The organism is Pedobacter sp. NJ-S-72 (assembly GCF_053890575.1).
Genome location: NZ_CM132681.1, coordinates 5,999,838 through 6,016,467, shown reverse-complemented (window position 1 = coordinate 6,016,467; position 16,630 = coordinate 5,999,838). Strand labels below are relative to the sequence as shown.

The 16,630-nt window shown below is 36.6% G+C and carries 19 protein-coding genes and 5 pseudogenes; 11 read left to right on the top strand and 13 right to left on the bottom strand.

From position 1 onward, the window contains the following. Positions 1 to 119 precede the first annotated feature (119 nt). The 6 genes and pseudogenes from ACWYN3_RS39705 (at position 120) to ACWYN3_RS39680 (ending at position 5,683) form a co-directional block, all read left to right on the top strand. Complete coding sequence (locus ACWYN3_RS39705) at positions 120 to 899, top strand: LytR/AlgR family response regulator transcription factor (RefSeq protein WP_456219107.1); 780 nt, start codon at positions 120 to 122, stop codon at positions 897 to 899. After that, positions 889 to 3,189, top strand: a complete 2,301-nt coding sequence (locus tag ACWYN3_RS39700) for a ligand-binding sensor domain-containing protein (protein WP_456219106.1) — start codon at positions 889 to 891, stop codon at positions 3,187 to 3,189. The genes ACWYN3_RS39705 and ACWYN3_RS39700 overlap by 11 nt, the downstream gene beginning before the upstream one ends. Before the next feature lie 19 nt (positions 3,190 to 3,208). Next, the gene (locus tag ACWYN3_RS39695) at positions 3,209 to 3,631 is read left to right on the top strand and encodes a sensor histidine kinase (protein WP_456219105.1); all 423 of its coding nucleotides are present in this window, start codon (positions 3,209 to 3,211) and stop codon (positions 3,629 to 3,631) included. Positions 3,632 to 3,638: 7 nt separating this feature from the next. Continuing rightward, positions 3,639 to 3,839, top strand: coding sequence for a hypothetical protein (locus ACWYN3_RS39690; RefSeq protein WP_456219104.1), 201 nt, complete (start codon positions 3,639 to 3,641; stop codon positions 3,837 to 3,839). 419 nt (positions 3,840 to 4,258) lie between these two features. Beyond that, positions 4,259 to 4,459 (top strand): hypothetical protein, encoded by a 201-nt coding sequence (locus ACWYN3_RS39685; protein WP_456219103.1) that lies wholly within the window; start codon positions 4,259 to 4,261, stop codon positions 4,457 to 4,459. A gap of 101 nt (positions 4,460 to 4,560) precedes the next feature. Then, positions 4,561 to 5,683, top strand: a pseudogene (locus ACWYN3_RS39680) (GNAT family N-acetyltransferase). Between the two features lie 44 nt (positions 5,684 to 5,727). On the opposite strand, the pseudogene ACWYN3_RS39675 reads toward ACWYN3_RS39680, so the two are convergent. The 11 genes and pseudogenes from ACWYN3_RS39675 to mce all read right to left on the bottom strand — a co-directional run bounded on the left by ACWYN3_RS39675 (position 5,728) and on the right by mce (position 11,582). Next, a pseudogene (locus ACWYN3_RS39675) lies at positions 5,728 to 6,059 on the bottom strand (helix-turn-helix domain-containing protein). 87 nt (positions 6,060 to 6,146) lie between these two features. After that, entirely contained in the window at positions 6,147 to 6,623 is a 477-nt protein-coding gene (locus ACWYN3_RS39670; RefSeq protein ID WP_456219102.1) for a hypothetical protein, read from the bottom strand. A 24-nt stretch (positions 6,624 to 6,647) separates the two neighbouring features. Then, positions 6,648 to 7,085: a Mur ligase family protein gene (locus ACWYN3_RS39665; RefSeq protein ID WP_456219101.1), complete on the bottom strand. Its 438-nt coding sequence runs from the start codon at positions 7,083 to 7,085 to the stop codon at positions 6,648 to 6,650. A gap of 38 nt (positions 7,086 to 7,123) precedes the next feature. Beyond that, positions 7,124 to 7,447, bottom strand: a complete 324-nt coding sequence (locus ACWYN3_RS39660) for a Mur ligase domain-containing protein (protein ID WP_456219100.1) — start codon at positions 7,445 to 7,447, stop codon at positions 7,124 to 7,126. Positions 7,448 to 7,624: 177 nt separating this feature from the next. Then, a complete protein-coding gene (prmA, locus tag ACWYN3_RS39655; protein ID WP_456219099.1) occupies positions 7,625 to 8,338 on the bottom strand; it encodes a 50S ribosomal protein L11 methyltransferase in 714 nt (237 codons plus the stop codon). Continuing rightward, positions 8,338 to 9,106, bottom strand: a pseudogene (tpiA, locus tag ACWYN3_RS39650) (triose-phosphate isomerase). The gene prmA and the pseudogene tpiA overlap by 1 nt, the downstream one beginning before the upstream one ends. Positions 9,107 to 9,234: 128 nt before the next feature. Beyond that, complete coding sequence (locus tag ACWYN3_RS39645) at positions 9,235 to 9,639, bottom strand: hypothetical protein (RefSeq protein WP_456219098.1); 405 nt, start codon at positions 9,637 to 9,639, stop codon at positions 9,235 to 9,237. Continuing rightward, positions 9,639 to 10,412 carry a putative sugar nucleotidyl transferase gene (locus ACWYN3_RS39640; protein ID WP_456219097.1) on the bottom strand — a complete coding sequence of 258 codons (774 nt, stop codon included), beginning with the start codon at positions 10,410 to 10,412 and terminating at the stop codon, positions 9,639 to 9,641. The genes ACWYN3_RS39645 and ACWYN3_RS39640 overlap by 1 nt, the downstream gene beginning before the upstream one ends. Before the next feature lie 129 nt (positions 10,413 to 10,541). Further along, the gene (locus ACWYN3_RS39635; RefSeq protein ID WP_041884831.1) at positions 10,542 to 10,790 is read right to left on the bottom strand and encodes a type B 50S ribosomal protein L31; all 249 of its coding nucleotides are present in this window, start codon (positions 10,788 to 10,790) and stop codon (positions 10,542 to 10,544) included. A 94-nt stretch (positions 10,791 to 10,884) separates the two neighbouring features. Continuing rightward, entirely contained in the window at positions 10,885 to 11,172 is a 288-nt protein-coding gene (locus ACWYN3_RS39630; protein ID WP_456219096.1) for a hypothetical protein, read from the bottom strand. After that, positions 11,172 to 11,582, bottom strand: coding sequence for a methylmalonyl-CoA epimerase (mce, locus tag ACWYN3_RS39625; protein WP_456219095.1), 411 nt, complete (start codon positions 11,580 to 11,582; stop codon positions 11,172 to 11,174). The genes ACWYN3_RS39630 and mce overlap by 1 nt, the downstream gene beginning before the upstream one ends. Before the next feature lie 123 nt (positions 11,583 to 11,705). Between mce and ACWYN3_RS39620 the strand changes: the two are divergent. The 4 genes and pseudogenes from ACWYN3_RS39620 to ACWYN3_RS39605 all read left to right on the top strand — a co-directional run bounded on the left by ACWYN3_RS39620 (position 11,706) and on the right by ACWYN3_RS39605 (position 13,793). Further along, a pseudogene (locus ACWYN3_RS39620) lies at positions 11,706 to 12,939 on the top strand (IscS subfamily cysteine desulfurase). Between the two features lie 75 nt (positions 12,940 to 13,014). Next, entirely contained in the window at positions 13,015 to 13,233 is a 219-nt protein-coding gene (locus ACWYN3_RS39615) for an iron-sulfur cluster assembly scaffold protein (protein WP_456219094.1), read from the top strand. Beyond that, positions 13,200 to 13,430: an iron-sulfur cluster assembly scaffold protein gene (locus tag ACWYN3_RS39610; RefSeq protein WP_456219093.1), complete on the top strand. Its 231-nt coding sequence runs from the start codon at positions 13,200 to 13,202 to the stop codon at positions 13,428 to 13,430. Before ACWYN3_RS39615 ends, ACWYN3_RS39610 begins: the two co-directional genes overlap by 34 nt. 36 nt (positions 13,431 to 13,466) lie before the next feature. Continuing rightward, a complete protein-coding gene (locus ACWYN3_RS39605; protein WP_456219092.1) occupies positions 13,467 to 13,793 on the top strand; it encodes a HesB/IscA family protein in 327 nt (108 codons plus the stop codon). A 118-nt stretch (positions 13,794 to 13,911) separates the two neighbouring features. On the opposite strand, the gene ACWYN3_RS39600 is transcribed toward ACWYN3_RS39605, so the two are convergent. Continuing rightward, positions 13,912 to 14,181 carry a hypothetical protein gene (locus tag ACWYN3_RS39600; protein WP_456219091.1) on the bottom strand — a complete coding sequence of 90 codons (270 nt, stop codon included), beginning with the start codon at positions 14,179 to 14,181 and terminating at the stop codon, positions 13,912 to 13,914. Between the two features lie 11 nt (positions 14,182 to 14,192). After that, positions 14,193 to 14,453, bottom strand: a complete 261-nt coding sequence (locus tag ACWYN3_RS39595; protein ID WP_456219090.1) for a hypothetical protein — start codon at positions 14,451 to 14,453, stop codon at positions 14,193 to 14,195. 157 nt (positions 14,454 to 14,610) lie between these two features. Between ACWYN3_RS39595 and ACWYN3_RS39590 the strand changes: the two are divergent. Next, a pseudogene (locus tag ACWYN3_RS39590) lies at positions 14,611 to 16,531 on the top strand (AMP-dependent synthetase/ligase). Positions 16,532 to 16,630: the final 99 nt, after the last annotated feature.

Below are 16,630 nucleotides of genomic sequence, written 5' to 3'. Positions count from 1 at the left end.
GGCCCCCATGATTATACCGTGACATACGGAGGATAAAACCCTTTGGTTTTTGAGTTTAAGAGAAAAATTCTTATCTCCCCTATTTTTTTGATAATTTCACCTTATAAAAATATCGGCCTGTGTTCAATGTGATTATAGTAGATGATGAAGAATTTGCGCGCTCTTCACTTTATTTTCTTTTACAGGAAAACTGTGAAAATGTGCACATTTCCGGGATTGCAAAATCAGTAGATGAGGCCCGTGAATTACTCTCTCTGCATGAGGTAGACTTGATCTTCCTGGACATTGCTATGCCCGGAAAAAACGGCTTTGAACTCATACCAGACGCAAAACAGAACAATACACAAGTTGTTTTTACAACTGCTTATGACCAGTATGCACTCAAGGCGATTAAAGCCAATGCACTGGATTATTTATTGAAGCCGATTGACATCGATGAGCTCAAAGAAACAGTAGAAAAAGCCGCCAGGCTAATACGTTTGACTGACCAGGAATCGGACAGAAATGAACGCTTAAAAAATTTAGCAATTAATTTAGCAGACCGGACAGAAATCAGAAAATTAAGCTTACCGAATGGACAAGGATATACACTAATTGACCTCAATGAAATTATTCATATTGAGGCAGATAGTAATTATTCTATCTTTCATCTGGATAACAGAGAAAAAATTACAGTATCCAAAGTCCTCAAAGATTACGAAGAGATTCTACCTGAAAATCAGTTTATCCGCATTCATAAATCAAGTATTGTCAACTTAAATTATCTAAAAGAATACAATTCCAAAAATGGTCTCGAAGTATTATTAAAAAACGGAGAGAAAATTGCTGTATCCAGACGCAGGGCAAGTATTTTTGCAGAAAAAGTTAAACAATATACCAATTTCACCAGTGATAAATAAAGCAAAAGCTTTCGGTATACAAAGGATGATCCTGATCATCTTTTTTCTTGTTTCAAGCGTCCATTGCTATGGCCAAACCACTTTTATAAAACATTACAGTACCAAAGACGGACTGCCAAGCAATAGCTGCTATTTTATTCTCCAGGATAAAAAAGGTTATATCTGGGTAGCCTCGGACGCAGGCGTAAGCCGGTTTGACGGAAAAGTTTTTGAAACCTTCTCGATCGATGACGGGCTACCGGATAACCAGATTATCAGGTTGAATGAAGACCGTTCAGGCAGAATCTGGTTTTCTTCATTAAATGGTCAGCTCAGCTATTTTCACAATGGGCTCATCTACAACGAAAGCAATGATAAACTACTTAAACTTTTAAAATTCAATGGTGTTGTTACTTCATTTTTTGAGGATAGCAAAGGCAATATATGGTTCGGGACTAACAAAAACCTGCTGGCCAGATGGGACGGTAAATCATTGAAAAGATATACCTCAACCGATCCTGCCAGTCAGTTTATCAATACCTTTATTTACGAAGATCAATCCGGAAAAATATGGGCATCAAGTGCACACTGTCTGCGCATTTTCAACGGAGAGACTTTCGATAAAACGGTTAATCAGATTAGTCCCCTGTCCTACAGAACAGCGAAAAACCTTCCGGACAGAACCATGTATTTCCTTGATAAAAAAGGACTGAATTTCAAAAATGGGGCACAGCAAATGCTGACCATGAAAATTGATAGCTCTTTGCTGGCAGATAATCCAGGCTATTTTTACGCCGAGAGTCAAAAAGAACTGTGGCTAACCACCAGTTCAGGAGTTTATCATCTGGAAGCAGACGGGACAAAAACACGTTATCTGAATAATCTGACCACCAACCAGGTGATCAAAGACAATAGGGAAAATATGTGGTTTGCAACAAGCAATGGCATTTATATGTTACCTAAAAAATCCAAAAGGGTCTATATTATAGACAACCATCATGGCCTGAGCAACAATATTGTAAAAAGTGTTTTGAAAGACCATTCCGGAAAATTGTGGTTAGGACTTAATAATGGAAAGATTAATATGCTGAGCAAATCAGCCTACCAGGTCTTAACAATTGATATACCCGATAAGAAAAAATTCAGCAGCATCAAACAAATCAGTACTGACGCGAGTGGAAAAGTTGTCTTTTTCAGTTCCGATTATGGTCTGGGAATGCTTTACAATAATAAAGATAGTCAGGAAAAGGGTATTAAATACCTGCAGGAAACCCACAACTCAGGTTTTGTACTTAAAAGCTTTAGTATTAACAGTAAAAACCAGCTTTCACTGGCACTATCATCAGGGGTGGTGATGCTAAATGACCCTTTCCATAAGTTATCATTTACTTCATCAAACTATAAAGAAGGAGAAAACTTCTTTAGCAACAGAGCCTACCGGGTCTATTACGACAGAGACGATAACCTGTGGTTTTCAAATATCAATGGGCTGGCAGAATTATCAGCAGGAAAACTAATCAGGCACTATCAAAGGCATCCGCTCTTAACCAAAAGGATTAATGATATTGCTCAGTTACCAGACGGAACTATTGTATTAGCGACAGACGGATACGGACTCCTTTTTTTCAAAAACAACCTGCTCATCAGGCAAATCACACGCGAAGACGGACTGGCCAATAATATCTGCAAAAAACTATTTATACAAAAAGATCATGTCTGGGTAATTACCAATGGTGGCATAAACCGGATCTTTTTAAACGGAAAAAATCCAGTTGAATCATTTGAATACACAAATAATCTCCTTGACAACGATATCAATGAATTATATATAGACCGGGATACAGCCTACTTTGCCACCAACCATGGTTTGGTTTTCTTTGCCAATACCCCATTTGACAGGAATAAAGAAGTTCCTAAAGTCTTAATTTCTGCTATTATCAATAACAGGAAACCATTGAGTATTAATTCTTCCTCCTTTAACTTAGCACCAGCTGACAACAATATTACCTTTTATTACAGCGCCCTTGACTTCCAGAACAATTACATTTTATACCGGTACAGGCTAAAAGAAACTAACCCATGGACAGAAACCAGGAACAGAAGACTGGAATTCTCTTCTCTGGAACCGGGTATTTATAAATTTGAACTTAGTGCAAGAACAAATAATAGCCAGTGGAGCAAACCAGTTGAGGTAAGTTTCACTTTAAAAGCCCATTTCTGGCAAACCTGGTGGTTTATACTGCTCATTGTTTTAATTGCAAGTTTTAGCTTTTATAATTGCTGTCATTGTCACCAAACAACAAAAAGATAAAGAACAGCAAAGGTTACTCTTGAAGAATAAAATACTAATGCTGGAACAACAGGCACTGCAAGCGATGATGAACCCACATTTCGTCTTTAATGTCATGAATTCTATACAGCACTATATCAATACCAAAGACACTTCATCAGCCAATAAAATATTGACAGGTTTCGCAAGGCTGATTAGAAAAAACCTGGATATCTGTACCAAAAGCTTTATTTCTATAGAAGAAGAAATTGAATATTTGTCCCTTTACCTCACACTGGAGAAGAAAAGATTTGGAGAAAAATTCAATTATACTATTCATGTTTCAGAAGAAATTGATCAGGATGAAACGATGATCCCTTCCATGATTTTACAACCCTATATAGAAAATGCGATCTGGCATGGCCTGATGCCTAAAGAAGACGGAGGTAAGATTTCTATTGTGATTAAAAACCCAAGGAGATGATAACTTATTGATACAAATCATTGATAACGGTGTCGGTATAGACAACTCGCTGCGGGTCAAAAAAGATAAACATCAAAGTAAAGGTATGAGCCTTACCCAGGAGAGAATCAATCTCATCAACCAGATTGAGGCAAATCCTATACAAATCAGTATTAAACAAAACGGTGAATCGGGTACAACTATCTCTATTTTAGTCCCGAACAGGTAGAATTTACCGTTTACTCAATGATACCTACCACTTACTAAGTATTATTCGTTTAAAATGAAAATAGCATTAAACTTGTTATAGATATTAAAACAAACAAAGTTTGTAAAACGCGTTCTTATAGAATTGGCAAAAGATATTTTTAACCTAACCTAAAACTTATCTCAATTCAGGTTTCATTTGTGTGTTAAAAGTGGTAAAGTCAAAACTTTACCACTTTTTTTTTGCCTTGTTTATTGATCTGATCAGCAACCTCTTGAAAAACTTCCGCCGAAATTTGAAAAAAGTTCTTTTTTTGAAAAGCTTTTTATGTTAAATTTGGTAGAGCAAAAAATCATTAAAAAACACCTTTGGTGCTATTTAAAAAGATTTTTTTGTAAATTTAACGTATCAACAACCTCTGGTAATTTTATTTAAGACAAATGACAACTCCAAAAAAATCTGTTAAGAAAAGTTCATTAGATGATCAGGCACAGGATAAAGAGATGAATGATGAGAATTCTTATGACTCAATCGAGAAAAAGAAAACTTTCGACGATGATGATGATGACTTTGATCTTCCTTTAGATGATCTGGACACCTTCGACGACTTCGATTCAGAAGATGACGATGATACTTACTAAGTATTCCTGTTAATCCATATAGAGCATCTTACAAAAAAGATGCTTTTTTTTTATTAGCGGTTGTCTGAATATGGACAGCCCTTTAAACTCAATCGAAATAAATGCAGCTAATTCCCGTTTCCGGTTCACAGACAAAAAAAGAGTTCTTAAAGGTACCTCATTACATCTATCAGAACGATCAGAACTGGATTTTCCCTTAGATAATGATGTCGAAAAAACATTTGATCCTGAAAAGAATATATTCTTTAAACATGGTGAGTGTACCCGGTGGGTACTGAAAGATGGGCAGGAAAAAACAATTGGAAGAATTGCAGCTTTTATCAATACCAAAAAAGCATTTAACTATGAACAGCCGACAGGCGGAATAGGCTTCTTTGAGTGTATTGATAACCAGGATGCAGCATTTATGTTATTTGATGCCGCACAACGATGGTTAAAAGAAAAAGGGATGCAGGCAATGGACGGCCCGATTAACTTTGGTGAAAACGACACTTTCTGGGGTTTACTGGTGGAAGGCTTCACTCCTCCATCCTATGGCATGAATTACAATCCGTCCTATTACCAGGCATTTTTTGAGAACTATGGATTTGTAACCTCTTATCAGCAAATCACCAATCATCTGGCAGTCAGGAATCCATTTCCAGAACGCTTTACTAAAATTGCAACCTGGGTAGCTAATAAACCAGGTTATACTTTTTGAGCATTTCTCTAAAAAGAATTCAGACAAGTACGTAAAGGATCTGATGGAAATTTATAACGATGGCTGGAAAGATTTCGAAAACTTTGTTCCGATCAAAAAAGAGACGCTTCAGGAGAGCTTCAAACAGATGGAGGCTATAATGGACGAGAAACTGATTTGGTTCGCGTACCTCAACGGAGAACCAGCTTCTTTCGTCGTTATCATACCTGATGCTAATCAAATGATTAAAGATTTCAAAGGAAAGTTGGGTTTGATAGAAAAACTGAGATTTGTATATAGAAGATGGAAGGGGGTAAACAGAATGAGAGCCATAGTCATGGGTACAAAAACTGCTTATCAGAAACACGGACTAGAATCCGCCTTGTTTATTAAATTAAAAGAATATGTTTTTTGCCTTTGAACCAGTATGATGAACTTGAGTTATCCTGGGTAGGCGATTTCAATGATAAAATGCTTTCTATCCATGAAGCAACCGGCGCGGTCTTTGGAAAGCGTCACTGACGATGAGAAAGATCTTTTCTTAAATTTAAAAGCCTGTTTAAAATTTAAACAGGCTTTTAAAATTTCTCTATTTTTCTCTGATTTCTTCGTAAAGATCAATAACCTTCTTTTGAAGTTTGATGATCTCTTCTTCTCTCAGTGATAGTTTTTCGCTTTCAGATTATTGATCTCTTCGAAATTAACTGATTGAGGATTCTCTCCCTCTTTAGAGATAATGTCCATTGTTGAGACTTCAAAAAGATTAGCGATCTGAGCCAGCCTTGAGATATTAATATCTGTAATACCTGTTTCAATTTTTGAAAATGCAGGAATTGAGATGTTAAGTCTTTTAGCTACTTCGCCCTGACTCCATCCATTTTTTTGACGGAGCTGTCTGATGTTCTTACCGATGATGTTCATTGTTATAAATTTAGGTGTGTTTTGTTCTTTAAGTATTCAACTCACGTGCCAGTTTGACTAAATCCATCCCTCCAAAATTACCTGAGCTCATGAGCAAAATTTTGCGTGGTCAAAATTCAATCCTCTCAAGTATTGCTCAAGAGTAGAGGCATTGTCAAAAAAAGTAAGCTTATCGTTATTAAATGCTGTTTGAACATCTATTTCTGTGAAAGGTTTAATTTTTTTTTGTTGAAATGTTTTTATATCTATATATACGATAGGATTGTCTGCCCGGATCATTGTATCTGCATATTGCAGTAAAAAATTTTTATTTAAACTACTAAATGTGTGTAATTCTATACAGGCAACTAACTTTCTTTCCTCAAATTGCGACTTTACCGCCTCAATGGTAGCTTTCAATTTTGAAGGTGAATGTGCGAAATCTTTATAAACATTAGTATTATTTTCTGCATTTAATAACTCAAGGCGTTTTGCAGCCCCTTTAAATGAAGTAATTGCCTCGTTAAAATTATCTTCACTAATACCTATTTCTTTACAAACCAGTTTCGCTGCACTTAAATTCATTAGGTTATGGTCACCAAAAAAATTTCAGAGACAGATATTTTCAGGCATTAAATAAGTAATACCATTGTTAACGCGGTGTGCAGGAATTTCGTATCCAGTCTTAACAATTTCTTTACGAGAATTTCCCACAAGGGTGTGTAATTCTTTGTCGTTCTCACAATAGAATAATTTACCCCCCGGCTCAATTGTATCAATAAAAAGCTCAAACTGATGAAGATAATTTTCAAAAGTAGGGAATACATTCACATGATCCCAGGCTACACCACTAATCACAGCGATATTTGCCTTATATAAATGGAATTTTGGTCTTCTGTCAATCGGCGAAGCTAAATATTCATCTCCCTCGATAATAATTAACGGTGCTGAATCAGTCACCTTTACCATCGTATCGAATCCTTCCAGCTGGGCACCTACCAGGTAATCAAAATCTTTTTCGTAATAGTTGAGTACATGCAAAATCATAGAAGTAATGGTAGTCTTCCCATGACTTCCACCAATAACTACTCTAAGCTTATCTTTAGTTTGTTCATAAATATATTCCGGATACGATACGAATAGACCTTAATACCAAGTTCCTGTGCCCTGAGTAATTCAGGATTATCAGTAAGGGCATGCATTCCTAAAATAACAGCATCCAGATCAGGGGTAATTGATTCTTCGTGCCAGCCCAGTTCTTCAGGAAAAATCCCAAATCTGGAAAGCCTGCTTGCTGATGGCTCAAAAATCAAGTCATCAGAACCACTTACTATAAATCCTTTCTTATGCAAAGCTATTGCAAGATTGTGCATTGCACTTCCCCCGATAGCTATAAAATGTATTCGCATTCTCAAATATTAAAAAAAATAAAGTAATTAATATACTTTTTTTATTATGCCTTTATAAATCTGGCGGCTACCCAGTCTCCTATTTTCTTATGATTCAGATAATTCATCCCTAATTTCGCACAAGCATCCTTAATCATCTCCAAATCCGGAGATTCATAGAACCCGCTAAAGAAGATTTCACCCCCACTTTTTAATACATCCGCATAAACAGGAATCTGGAATCTGATCCAGTAAAATATTACGGTTTATATTAGCCAGGATAATATCATAGGCATGAGCAGGAATAATTTCTTTTCCACCACATAAAGCAGTGATATTATGGATGTCATTCAGTGCAGAGTTTTCTATAGCGCTCAGATAACAAACATCATCATTATCAATTGCAACTAATTCTCCAGCACCTTTTTTAGCAGCCAGAATAGCTAATATTCCAGTGCCGCAACCCATATCCAGCATATGCTTTCCAGCAACATCTGTTTCAAGGATATATTGCATCATCATCGTTGTAGTCTGATGATGACCGGTTCCAAAAGCCATTTTAGGATCGATAACGATCTCATATTTATATTTAGGCTGCGCCGGATGAAAAGTAGCTCTTACATAGCAAGTTTCATCGATAATCAGAGGCTCGAAATTCTTCTCCCACTCTTCATTCCAATTTTCTGCTGCAATTTCTGTTACTGTATAATTATATTCGAATTCTCCTTCAAACTGAACAAGAGCTTCGGTTAAATTCTCTTTATTATAGCTATCAAGGTCAATGAAAGCAGAGAACCCATTTTTTGTATCCTCAAATGTATTGAATCCAATTTCGGCAAGTTCACTGATTAATAAATCCTGTTGATATTCCTGGATAAGCGTGAAGCTAAATGTGACTTGAATATACTGCATTAAGAATTAAACGTTTTAATGATGTCAGCGAAATCACGTGATTTAAGAGAAGCTCCTCCTATTAATCCACCGTCAATGTCTTTCTGCGCAAATAATTCAGGTGCATTTTTAGGTGTACAGCTCCCTCCATATAAGATAGAAGTTTCTTCTGCTGCAGCCTCGCCATATTTACCAGCAACTTCTGCACGTATAAATTCATGTACTTCCTGTGCTTGTGCAGCAGTAGCAGTTAATCCTGTACCAATAGCCCAAACCGGTTCATAAGCAATAACTACTTTTGAAAAATCTTCAGGACTTAAATGGAAAAGACCATTTTCTAATTGTCCTTTAAGGATTAAGGATTTCAAAGAAATTACCATTATTTCTTTCATCTAATGTTTCACCAATACAGAAAATAGGTAATAAGTTATTAGCCAAAGCAATATTAGTTTTATCAGCAAGTAAAGCATCACTTTCAGCAAAGTACTGACGGCGTTCTGAATGTCCGATAATTACATATTCACAACCAACTGATTTGATCATTTTAGCAGAAATCTCTCCCGTAAAAGCACCGCTTTCTTTCTGGTGACAGTTCTGAGCACCAATTTTAACGATATCTCCGCCTAATTTTGATAAGCTGTTTAAATGAATAAACGGAGCACATATGATAGCAATCTGATCGCCTTTTTTCTCATCTCTTACGATGTTAACGATTTCTGAAAATAATGAAATACCTTCCGCATAGTCCGTATTCATTTTCCAATTTCCTGCTACTATTTTCTTTCTCATAATTAAATCTAATATTATTTTAATTGTAATCCTATTTTCTACTATTTAAGGTGTCATTTTGATTTCAAAAAAATACTCAACTCCATGTTACCACTACACATATAAGTGATAAAAATACACAAACTCTCTTAAAAAGATCTATAAATTGAAGTTAAATCAAAAATCGATGACAATATATCTTTTTCTATCTGATTAAATTCAACATTTTTACGTTCAAAGACTTTTTTTGTGGTCTCAATCATTTTCTCAATGCTATAAATATCAAATCCCTGTGGTCCTCCCCATGCAAAATCAGGAATAAAGTTCTTTGGATACCCCGAACCAAACACATTTGCACTTACACCAACCACAGTTCCCGTATTAAACATGGTATTGATACCACATTTCACATGATCAGCCATGATTAAGCCGCAAAACTGGAGACCTGTCTTTCTAAAAAACTGTTGTTCATAATCCCAGAGTTTAACCTCTGCGTAGTTATTTTTCAGGTTAGAATTATTGGTATCAGCTCCGATATTACACCATTGTCCCATCACAGAGTTACCCAGATACCCTTCATGACCTTTAGAAGAATATAGCCCCAGATGACAGCATTATTAATCTCTCCTCCTACCGTACTAAACGGGCCGATTGTAGTCTGCCCGTAGATCTTGGTTCCCATCTTCACTCTTGAGCCTTCACCCAAAGAAAAAGACCCTCTGATATGACTGCCTTCCCAAACCTGAGTATTTTTCCCCAGGTAAACAGGCCCCGTTAAAGTATTAAAAGTAGCACATTCTGCCTCAACACCTTCTTCCAGAAAAATCTGGTCTCCAAGAACGGTATTGGTTGCACTTAATTTTGCTGATACCCTACCTTTTGTTAAAAGGCTGAAATCAGCACGCAGTTGTACATCGTTATTTCTAAAAATATCTTCAGGAAAGACAATACGCGTAAAGGCACTGCTGTATTGAACAGGGCGCAATAAAATGCCCTCCGCTAAACTGAGTACTTCGCCCGCATTAACTTTATAGGCTAAAATAATTGCTCCCTGGGAAAGCACCTCACCACTTTGCAATGCAGCAATAGCAGCAAAAAGATTTTCATCAGGACACACAGAACCGTTGATATAGGTATCAGCATCATGACGGGTTTTATATTTAAAAGCAAGATAGGCAGAGGTACAAAAACCAACAGGGGCAGATGAATATTTTTCCCATTTTTCAGCAATGGTTAATATTCCGATCCGCAGGTCGGCCACAGGCCGGGTAAAAGTAAGCGGCCTTAAAGATAGTGCAGTGTGATCATCAAATAAATTAATGTTCATTTTTGTTATTGTTATGTTTTTCGCTTGCCTGTTTAAACAGGTACCTGATATATAATATACGCAAAAATAAAAAAAAAAGTCCCGAAGCTTAGCATCGGGACTTTAAAATAATTTCTTATAACTGTAGAATTATTTCTTAGCGTAACGAGTTTTAAATTTATCGATACGACCAGCTGTATCTACCAGTTTCATTTTACCAGTATAGAAAGGGTGAGATGTATGTGAGATCTCTAATTTATAAAGAGGGTACTCGTTACCATCTTCCCAAGTCACAGATTCTTTAGTCTCAACACAAGATTTAGTTAAAAAAGAGTATTCGTTAGACATATCTTTAAATACTACGAATCTATAGTTTGAAGGGTGAAGATCTTTTTTCATAATGAATATATACTTATTTGTACTTATTTGTCGCTTATTTTGAAGGTTGCAAATATCCTAATTATATTTTTTATTTACAAGCATTATTAAAAAATTATGTACTATACTTTTTTCTGGTTTCAATTTTCTGCATCTGTCTGCTAATATATTCATCTGCAATCACTTCTGCCGAAGGCAGTTGAGACTTGCTGATCAATAAAGATTTTAATCTTTCTTCGTCCACATCCGTGCGATATAATATATTCATCATTTTAGAGATATCATTATCCAGTAACCAGGAGAAAGCATGTACCATTTTCTCCCTCAGCTGTTCTGCAGACAGTTCATTTTCCAGTTCGAAATCATTTCCTATAATTCGGCTGAGTGCTTTCAGATCATCCATTAAATCATTTTTTTTATTTCCTGACACAATTCAATCAGTACTCCATTTGTACCTTTAGGGTGCACAAAGCAGATCAGTTTATTATCAGCCCCAAATTTAGGTTCTTCATTTAAGAGTACAAAGCCTTCACTTTTTAATCTTTTCATTTCTACGTGAATATCATCTATATCAAAGGCGATATGGTGAATCCCCTCTCCTCTTTTTCCCAGAAAAGAAGCAATCGGACTCAGCTCCGAAGAGGCTGCCAGTAGTTCAATTTTATTCTCCCCTGTTTTAAAAAAGGCAGTATCTACCCCCTCCGAAGCTACAGATTCCCGCTTATAGGCGGCCGTACCCAACAATTTCTCATACAAATTACAAGATGCATCAAGATCTTTTACAGCTATACCAATATGTTCAATTTTATTCATCTTCCATGTTAACGTTAAACGAATGTAAAAATGCATGTTTTACAGCTACCTTCATAGCCATTAATTACATTCTTTGGCAATCTTTTTTAGTACATTTGTATATTAAAGAATAAATTACATACAATGGAACTTCCTATTTATCTAGATAATAACGCGACAACCCCCCTTGACCCAAGAGTGCTTGAAGCAATGTTGCCTTACTTCACCACCAAATTTGGTAATGCTGCAAGCCGTAACCATGCCTTTGGCTGGGTTGCTGAAGAAGGTGTTGACTATGCACGTGAGCAGGCTGCAAAACTAATTGGCTGTACTGAAAAAGAAATCATTTTCACTTCAGGAGCTACAGAAGCAGACAACCTTGGTATTAAAGGTGTTTTCGAAATGTATCAGGATAAAGGTAATCATATTATTACTGCAACTACTGAACACAAGGCTGTTCTTGACACTTGTAAACACCTGGAGAAATTAGGTGCAAAAATCACTTACTTACAAGTAAAAGAGGATGGTTTAATTGATCTTGCTGAATTAGAAGCAGCAATGACTGAACAAACTATCCTGGTTACTATTATGTACGGTAACAATGAAATCGGTGTTGTTCAGCCAGCCAATCAAAGAAATTTCTGCAATTGCACATAAGTTTGGTGCTTTGTTTATGACAGATGCAACTCAGGCTGTAGGTAAAATACCTGTAGACGTGAATGCTGATGGAATTGACTTATTAGCATTCAGCGCGCATAAAATGTACGGCCCTAAAGGTGTTGGTGTATTATATGTACGCCGTAAAAACCCAAGGGTTAAAGTAACAGCACAAATGGACGGTGGTGGTCACGAACGTGGTATGCGTTCAGGAACATTAAACGTACCGGGTATTGTTGGTTTAGGTAAAGCATGTGAGTTATGCCGTTTAGAAATGGACGCAGAAGCAACACGTCTTTCAGCATTGAGAGATAAACTGGAAAGCGCACTGACCGTAATGGAAGAAAGTTATGTGAATGGTAATACACAACACCGTTTACCACATGTAGCGAATATCTCTTTCAAATATGTTGAAGGTGAAGGATTGATGATGGCGATGAAAGATCTGGCTGTTTCTTCTGGTTCTGCATGTAACTTCGGCTTCATTAGAACTTCGGCTTCATTAGAACCTTCTTATGTATTGAAAAGTTTAGGTCTTTCCGATGATCTTGCACACTCTTCTATCCGTTTCGGTTTAGGCCGTTTCACAACTGAAGAAGAAATTGATTACGCAATTGAGAACACTAAAAAAGCAGTGAATCACTTAAGAGACCTTTCTCCACTTTGGGAAATGTTTAAAGAAGGAATTGATTTAAGCAAAATTGAATGGGCTGAGCACTAGTCTCAACCAAATTCATATATAAATTAAGATATTTAGAAATAAGCTTCTTTAATAAGAGGTCTGGAGGAAAATAAAATGGCATACTCAGAAAAAGTAATGGAACACTATACCAACCCCCGTAATGTTGGTACATTAGATAAAAACAGTAAATCAGTTGGTACAGGATTAGTAGGCGCACCAGAATGCGGCGACGTCATGCGTCTTCAGATTGAAGTGGATGAAAACAATGTAATCACTGATGCGAAATTTAAAACTTTCGGTTGTGTGGTTCTGCAATTGCTTCTTCTTCATTAGCAACAGAATGGTTAAAAGGTAAAACTGTTGATGAAGCTATGACGATTGACAACATGGATATCGTTGAAGAATTAGCTTTACCACCAGTAAAAATTCACTGTTCAGTATTAGCAGAGGATGCGATTAAATCAGCAATCAACGATTACCGTGTTAAAAACGGTATGGAGCCAATTGCATTGCCTAAATCACACCACTAAAAATAATACCTGGGCTTATATTAAATACTTAAGCATATGATCACCATAACAGATAAAGCGAAGAGCAAAATTGATAACTTAATGCAGGAATCTCAAATGGATACTACTTACTTTTTACGTGTTTCAGTAAAAGGTGGTGGTTGTTCAGGTTTATCCTACAATTTAGATTTTGATAATGAGGAGAAAACAGGAGATCAGTTTTTTGAAGACCGTGGCATCCGGATCGCACTGGATATGAAATCATTTTTATATATGGCCGGTACAGAACTTGATTTCACAGACGGAATAAACGGAAAAGGATTCAACTTCAATAACCCGAATGCGAGTCGTACCTGCGGTTGCGGAGAAAGTTTCTCCGTTTAAGCTGATATAATATTTATACAACAGGTCTTGAACATTCTTGTTCAGGTTTGTTTTAAAAAGCAGTAGTTATAATTAACTACTGCTTTTTTTTTTTGTCCATTATAATTGAGGGGCCCGATTATTTGAAAGTTGACCTTAAAACAGCTTTTTCAATTGCTGCTTTATCATCATCTTTATCAAAAAACCAGGTCATCGTAAATAGATAACCTTTCCTGTAAGCTCCTATTGTCCTGCTTACACCAGCACCGCCAGCTTCAGTATAAGCTATTGATTTGAAATCTTGTGAACCCACCTTCAAATCAGATACTTTTACATCCATTGTTCCCATTGGGTCTACTTTTCTCAATACCATTAAAACGCCATTACTGAAATCATCAAGTGTCTTCACCCCATTACTGGCTAATGAAACACTATCTTCAATTGTGCTGCTAAAAACATTGGGCTGCTATGATCACCTTTACTAAAGCTTATCAATTCCGTTGTCAGAGAATTATTAGATTTATGATTCGCAGTCTCTGCATGCCAGCCTTTGGGCACATTTATGCTCCATCCAATTATCTTATTCGTATACTTCCCATTTACCAGACTTCCAGTTTGAGCTGATAAGTTAAAACCGACAAGTGTTAGAAAAGCAGTTATAACTTTTATTTTATTGTACATATCCTGGTTTTAGCAATTGTATTATTTCAATGGGTTTAAAGGTATATTTAATCTCTGACACACCCGAAACATTTGCTATCTTCCAATTGTTTATACCACACGTATTCTGTTATTAATGTAAAAAACTTTATTATTGCCCTCGCAAAAAAAAATAAATATGGTCTCATTTAACGAATCTTCTACTGTTCCCAGCTTATTAAGAAACGTAGTAGAAAACATTCACAAACCCGAAGAAACTTTCTTAGTCCACAAAAAAAACAATGAGTGGGAGAATATCTCATTTAAGCAAACGCTCGACAAAGCCGATGCTGTAGCTGCCTTTTTTTTATCAAAAGGAGTAGCTAAAGGTGATAGAATGGGGTTGATGATTGAAAATGGGCCAGATTACGTATACTACGATCAGGGTATTCAGCAAATTGGTGCAATTAACGTATCTATTTACCCTACCCTCTCTGAACAGGAAGTAGAATACATTATCAATGACTCAGGCATAAAGTCATTACTTGTTGGCAATCCCTTCCTTTATAAAAAGATCCTTAAAATCGCGGATAACTGCCGGCAGTTACAATATATCATTCCTGCTTTTGCAGAATACGCTAAAACAACTGTTCCTGAAGACCTGAATAAAACCATTATCAGTTTCGAAGACCTTTTAAAACAAGGGAAAGAACTGGTTTCAACTTACCAGGTTAAAATCAAAGAAGCCAGATCACTATTACGTCCTTCGGACACCTCTTCTTTAATCTATACCTCAGGTACTACTACCGCACACCTAAAGGTGTGATGCTTTCTCACAGTAATTTCGTAGAAAACGTAAAAGTATGCTTGCAGCAAATCCCGATAATTGACGAAACTGATATATTCTTATCATTTCTGCCATTATCCCATGTTTTTGAAAGAACAGCTACTTATCATGTATGCTGTGCTCAGGGCTGTAAAATTGCTTATGCACAAAGTCTTGAGCTACTGGCAAAAAATATGGCCGAAATCAGACCAACTGTAATGAGCTGTGTGCCCCGTTTATTAGAACGTATCCACGACAAAGCCATTAAAAGCGGTACTGCCGAAGGCGGGTTAAAAGCTAAAATATTCTTATGGGCACTGGAAACTGGCCAGAACTACCGTCATAAAATCGAAGCAGGGAAAAACCCGGGTATCGTTCTTGGCGTAGAAAAAAGAATTGCAGAGAAACTGGTATTCAGCAAAATCAAAGAAAAAAAAACTGGTGGAAGATTAAAGTTTATGATTTCAGGCGGGGCTGCCCTTTCCTAAAAACGTAGGTGAATTTTTCGGTAACCTGGGCATTAAAATCCTTGAAGGATTTGGCTTAACAGAAACATCTCCAGTAATGTCCGTTACGGAATATGACAGACAGGTTTATGGAACCGTAGGCCGGATTATTCCAGGTATAGAGGTCGCTATCCAGGATATTGAGACTAAAGAAATGATCAGCATTCAAACTCATGAATCTTTTAATGAAACCTTTGAGTGTGCAGAAGGTGAAATCATAGTGCGTGGCCATTGCGTAATGCAGGGATATTTTAATAAACCGGCAGAAACTGCCGAAGCCATAGATAAAAACAACTGGTTCCACACCGGAGATATCGGCCGTTTCTATAAAGGTAACCTTCAGATCACAGATCGGTTGAAAAACATGATCGTGAATGCTTATGGAAAAAATGTTTATCCTACACCTGTAGAGAACATTTATCTGAAAAGTCTTAAAATAGATTCCTTGTTTTTAATTGGCGATAAAAGAGAATATCTAAACGGCAATTATCATTCCTAACAGAGAAAGTTTGCAGGAGAAATTCAATTTACCTGATGCTTTCTTTTTACAGCCGGACATCTTTATCAGTGAACCGGAAATTATTGACTGGATAGGACAGGATATCAAAAAGCTATCCAATGAGTTATCTAAATTTGAGCGGATCAAGAGTTTCAGAATTAAAAGGAACCCATTCAGTATCGAAGATGGCGAGATCACTCCTACCATGAAAATCAAGCGTAAAGTGGTTGAAAAGATCTATGCTGAGGCGATCAATGAGCTCTATGCAGAATCAGTTGATACTGAATAATTGCATTTAACCAGCAGGCTTAGGCCCGCCCTTATATTTTTCTAAAAAACAGGCTCTAATTTACTATTTTTTTGCAAAGTATTTGAACATAGCGTTCAA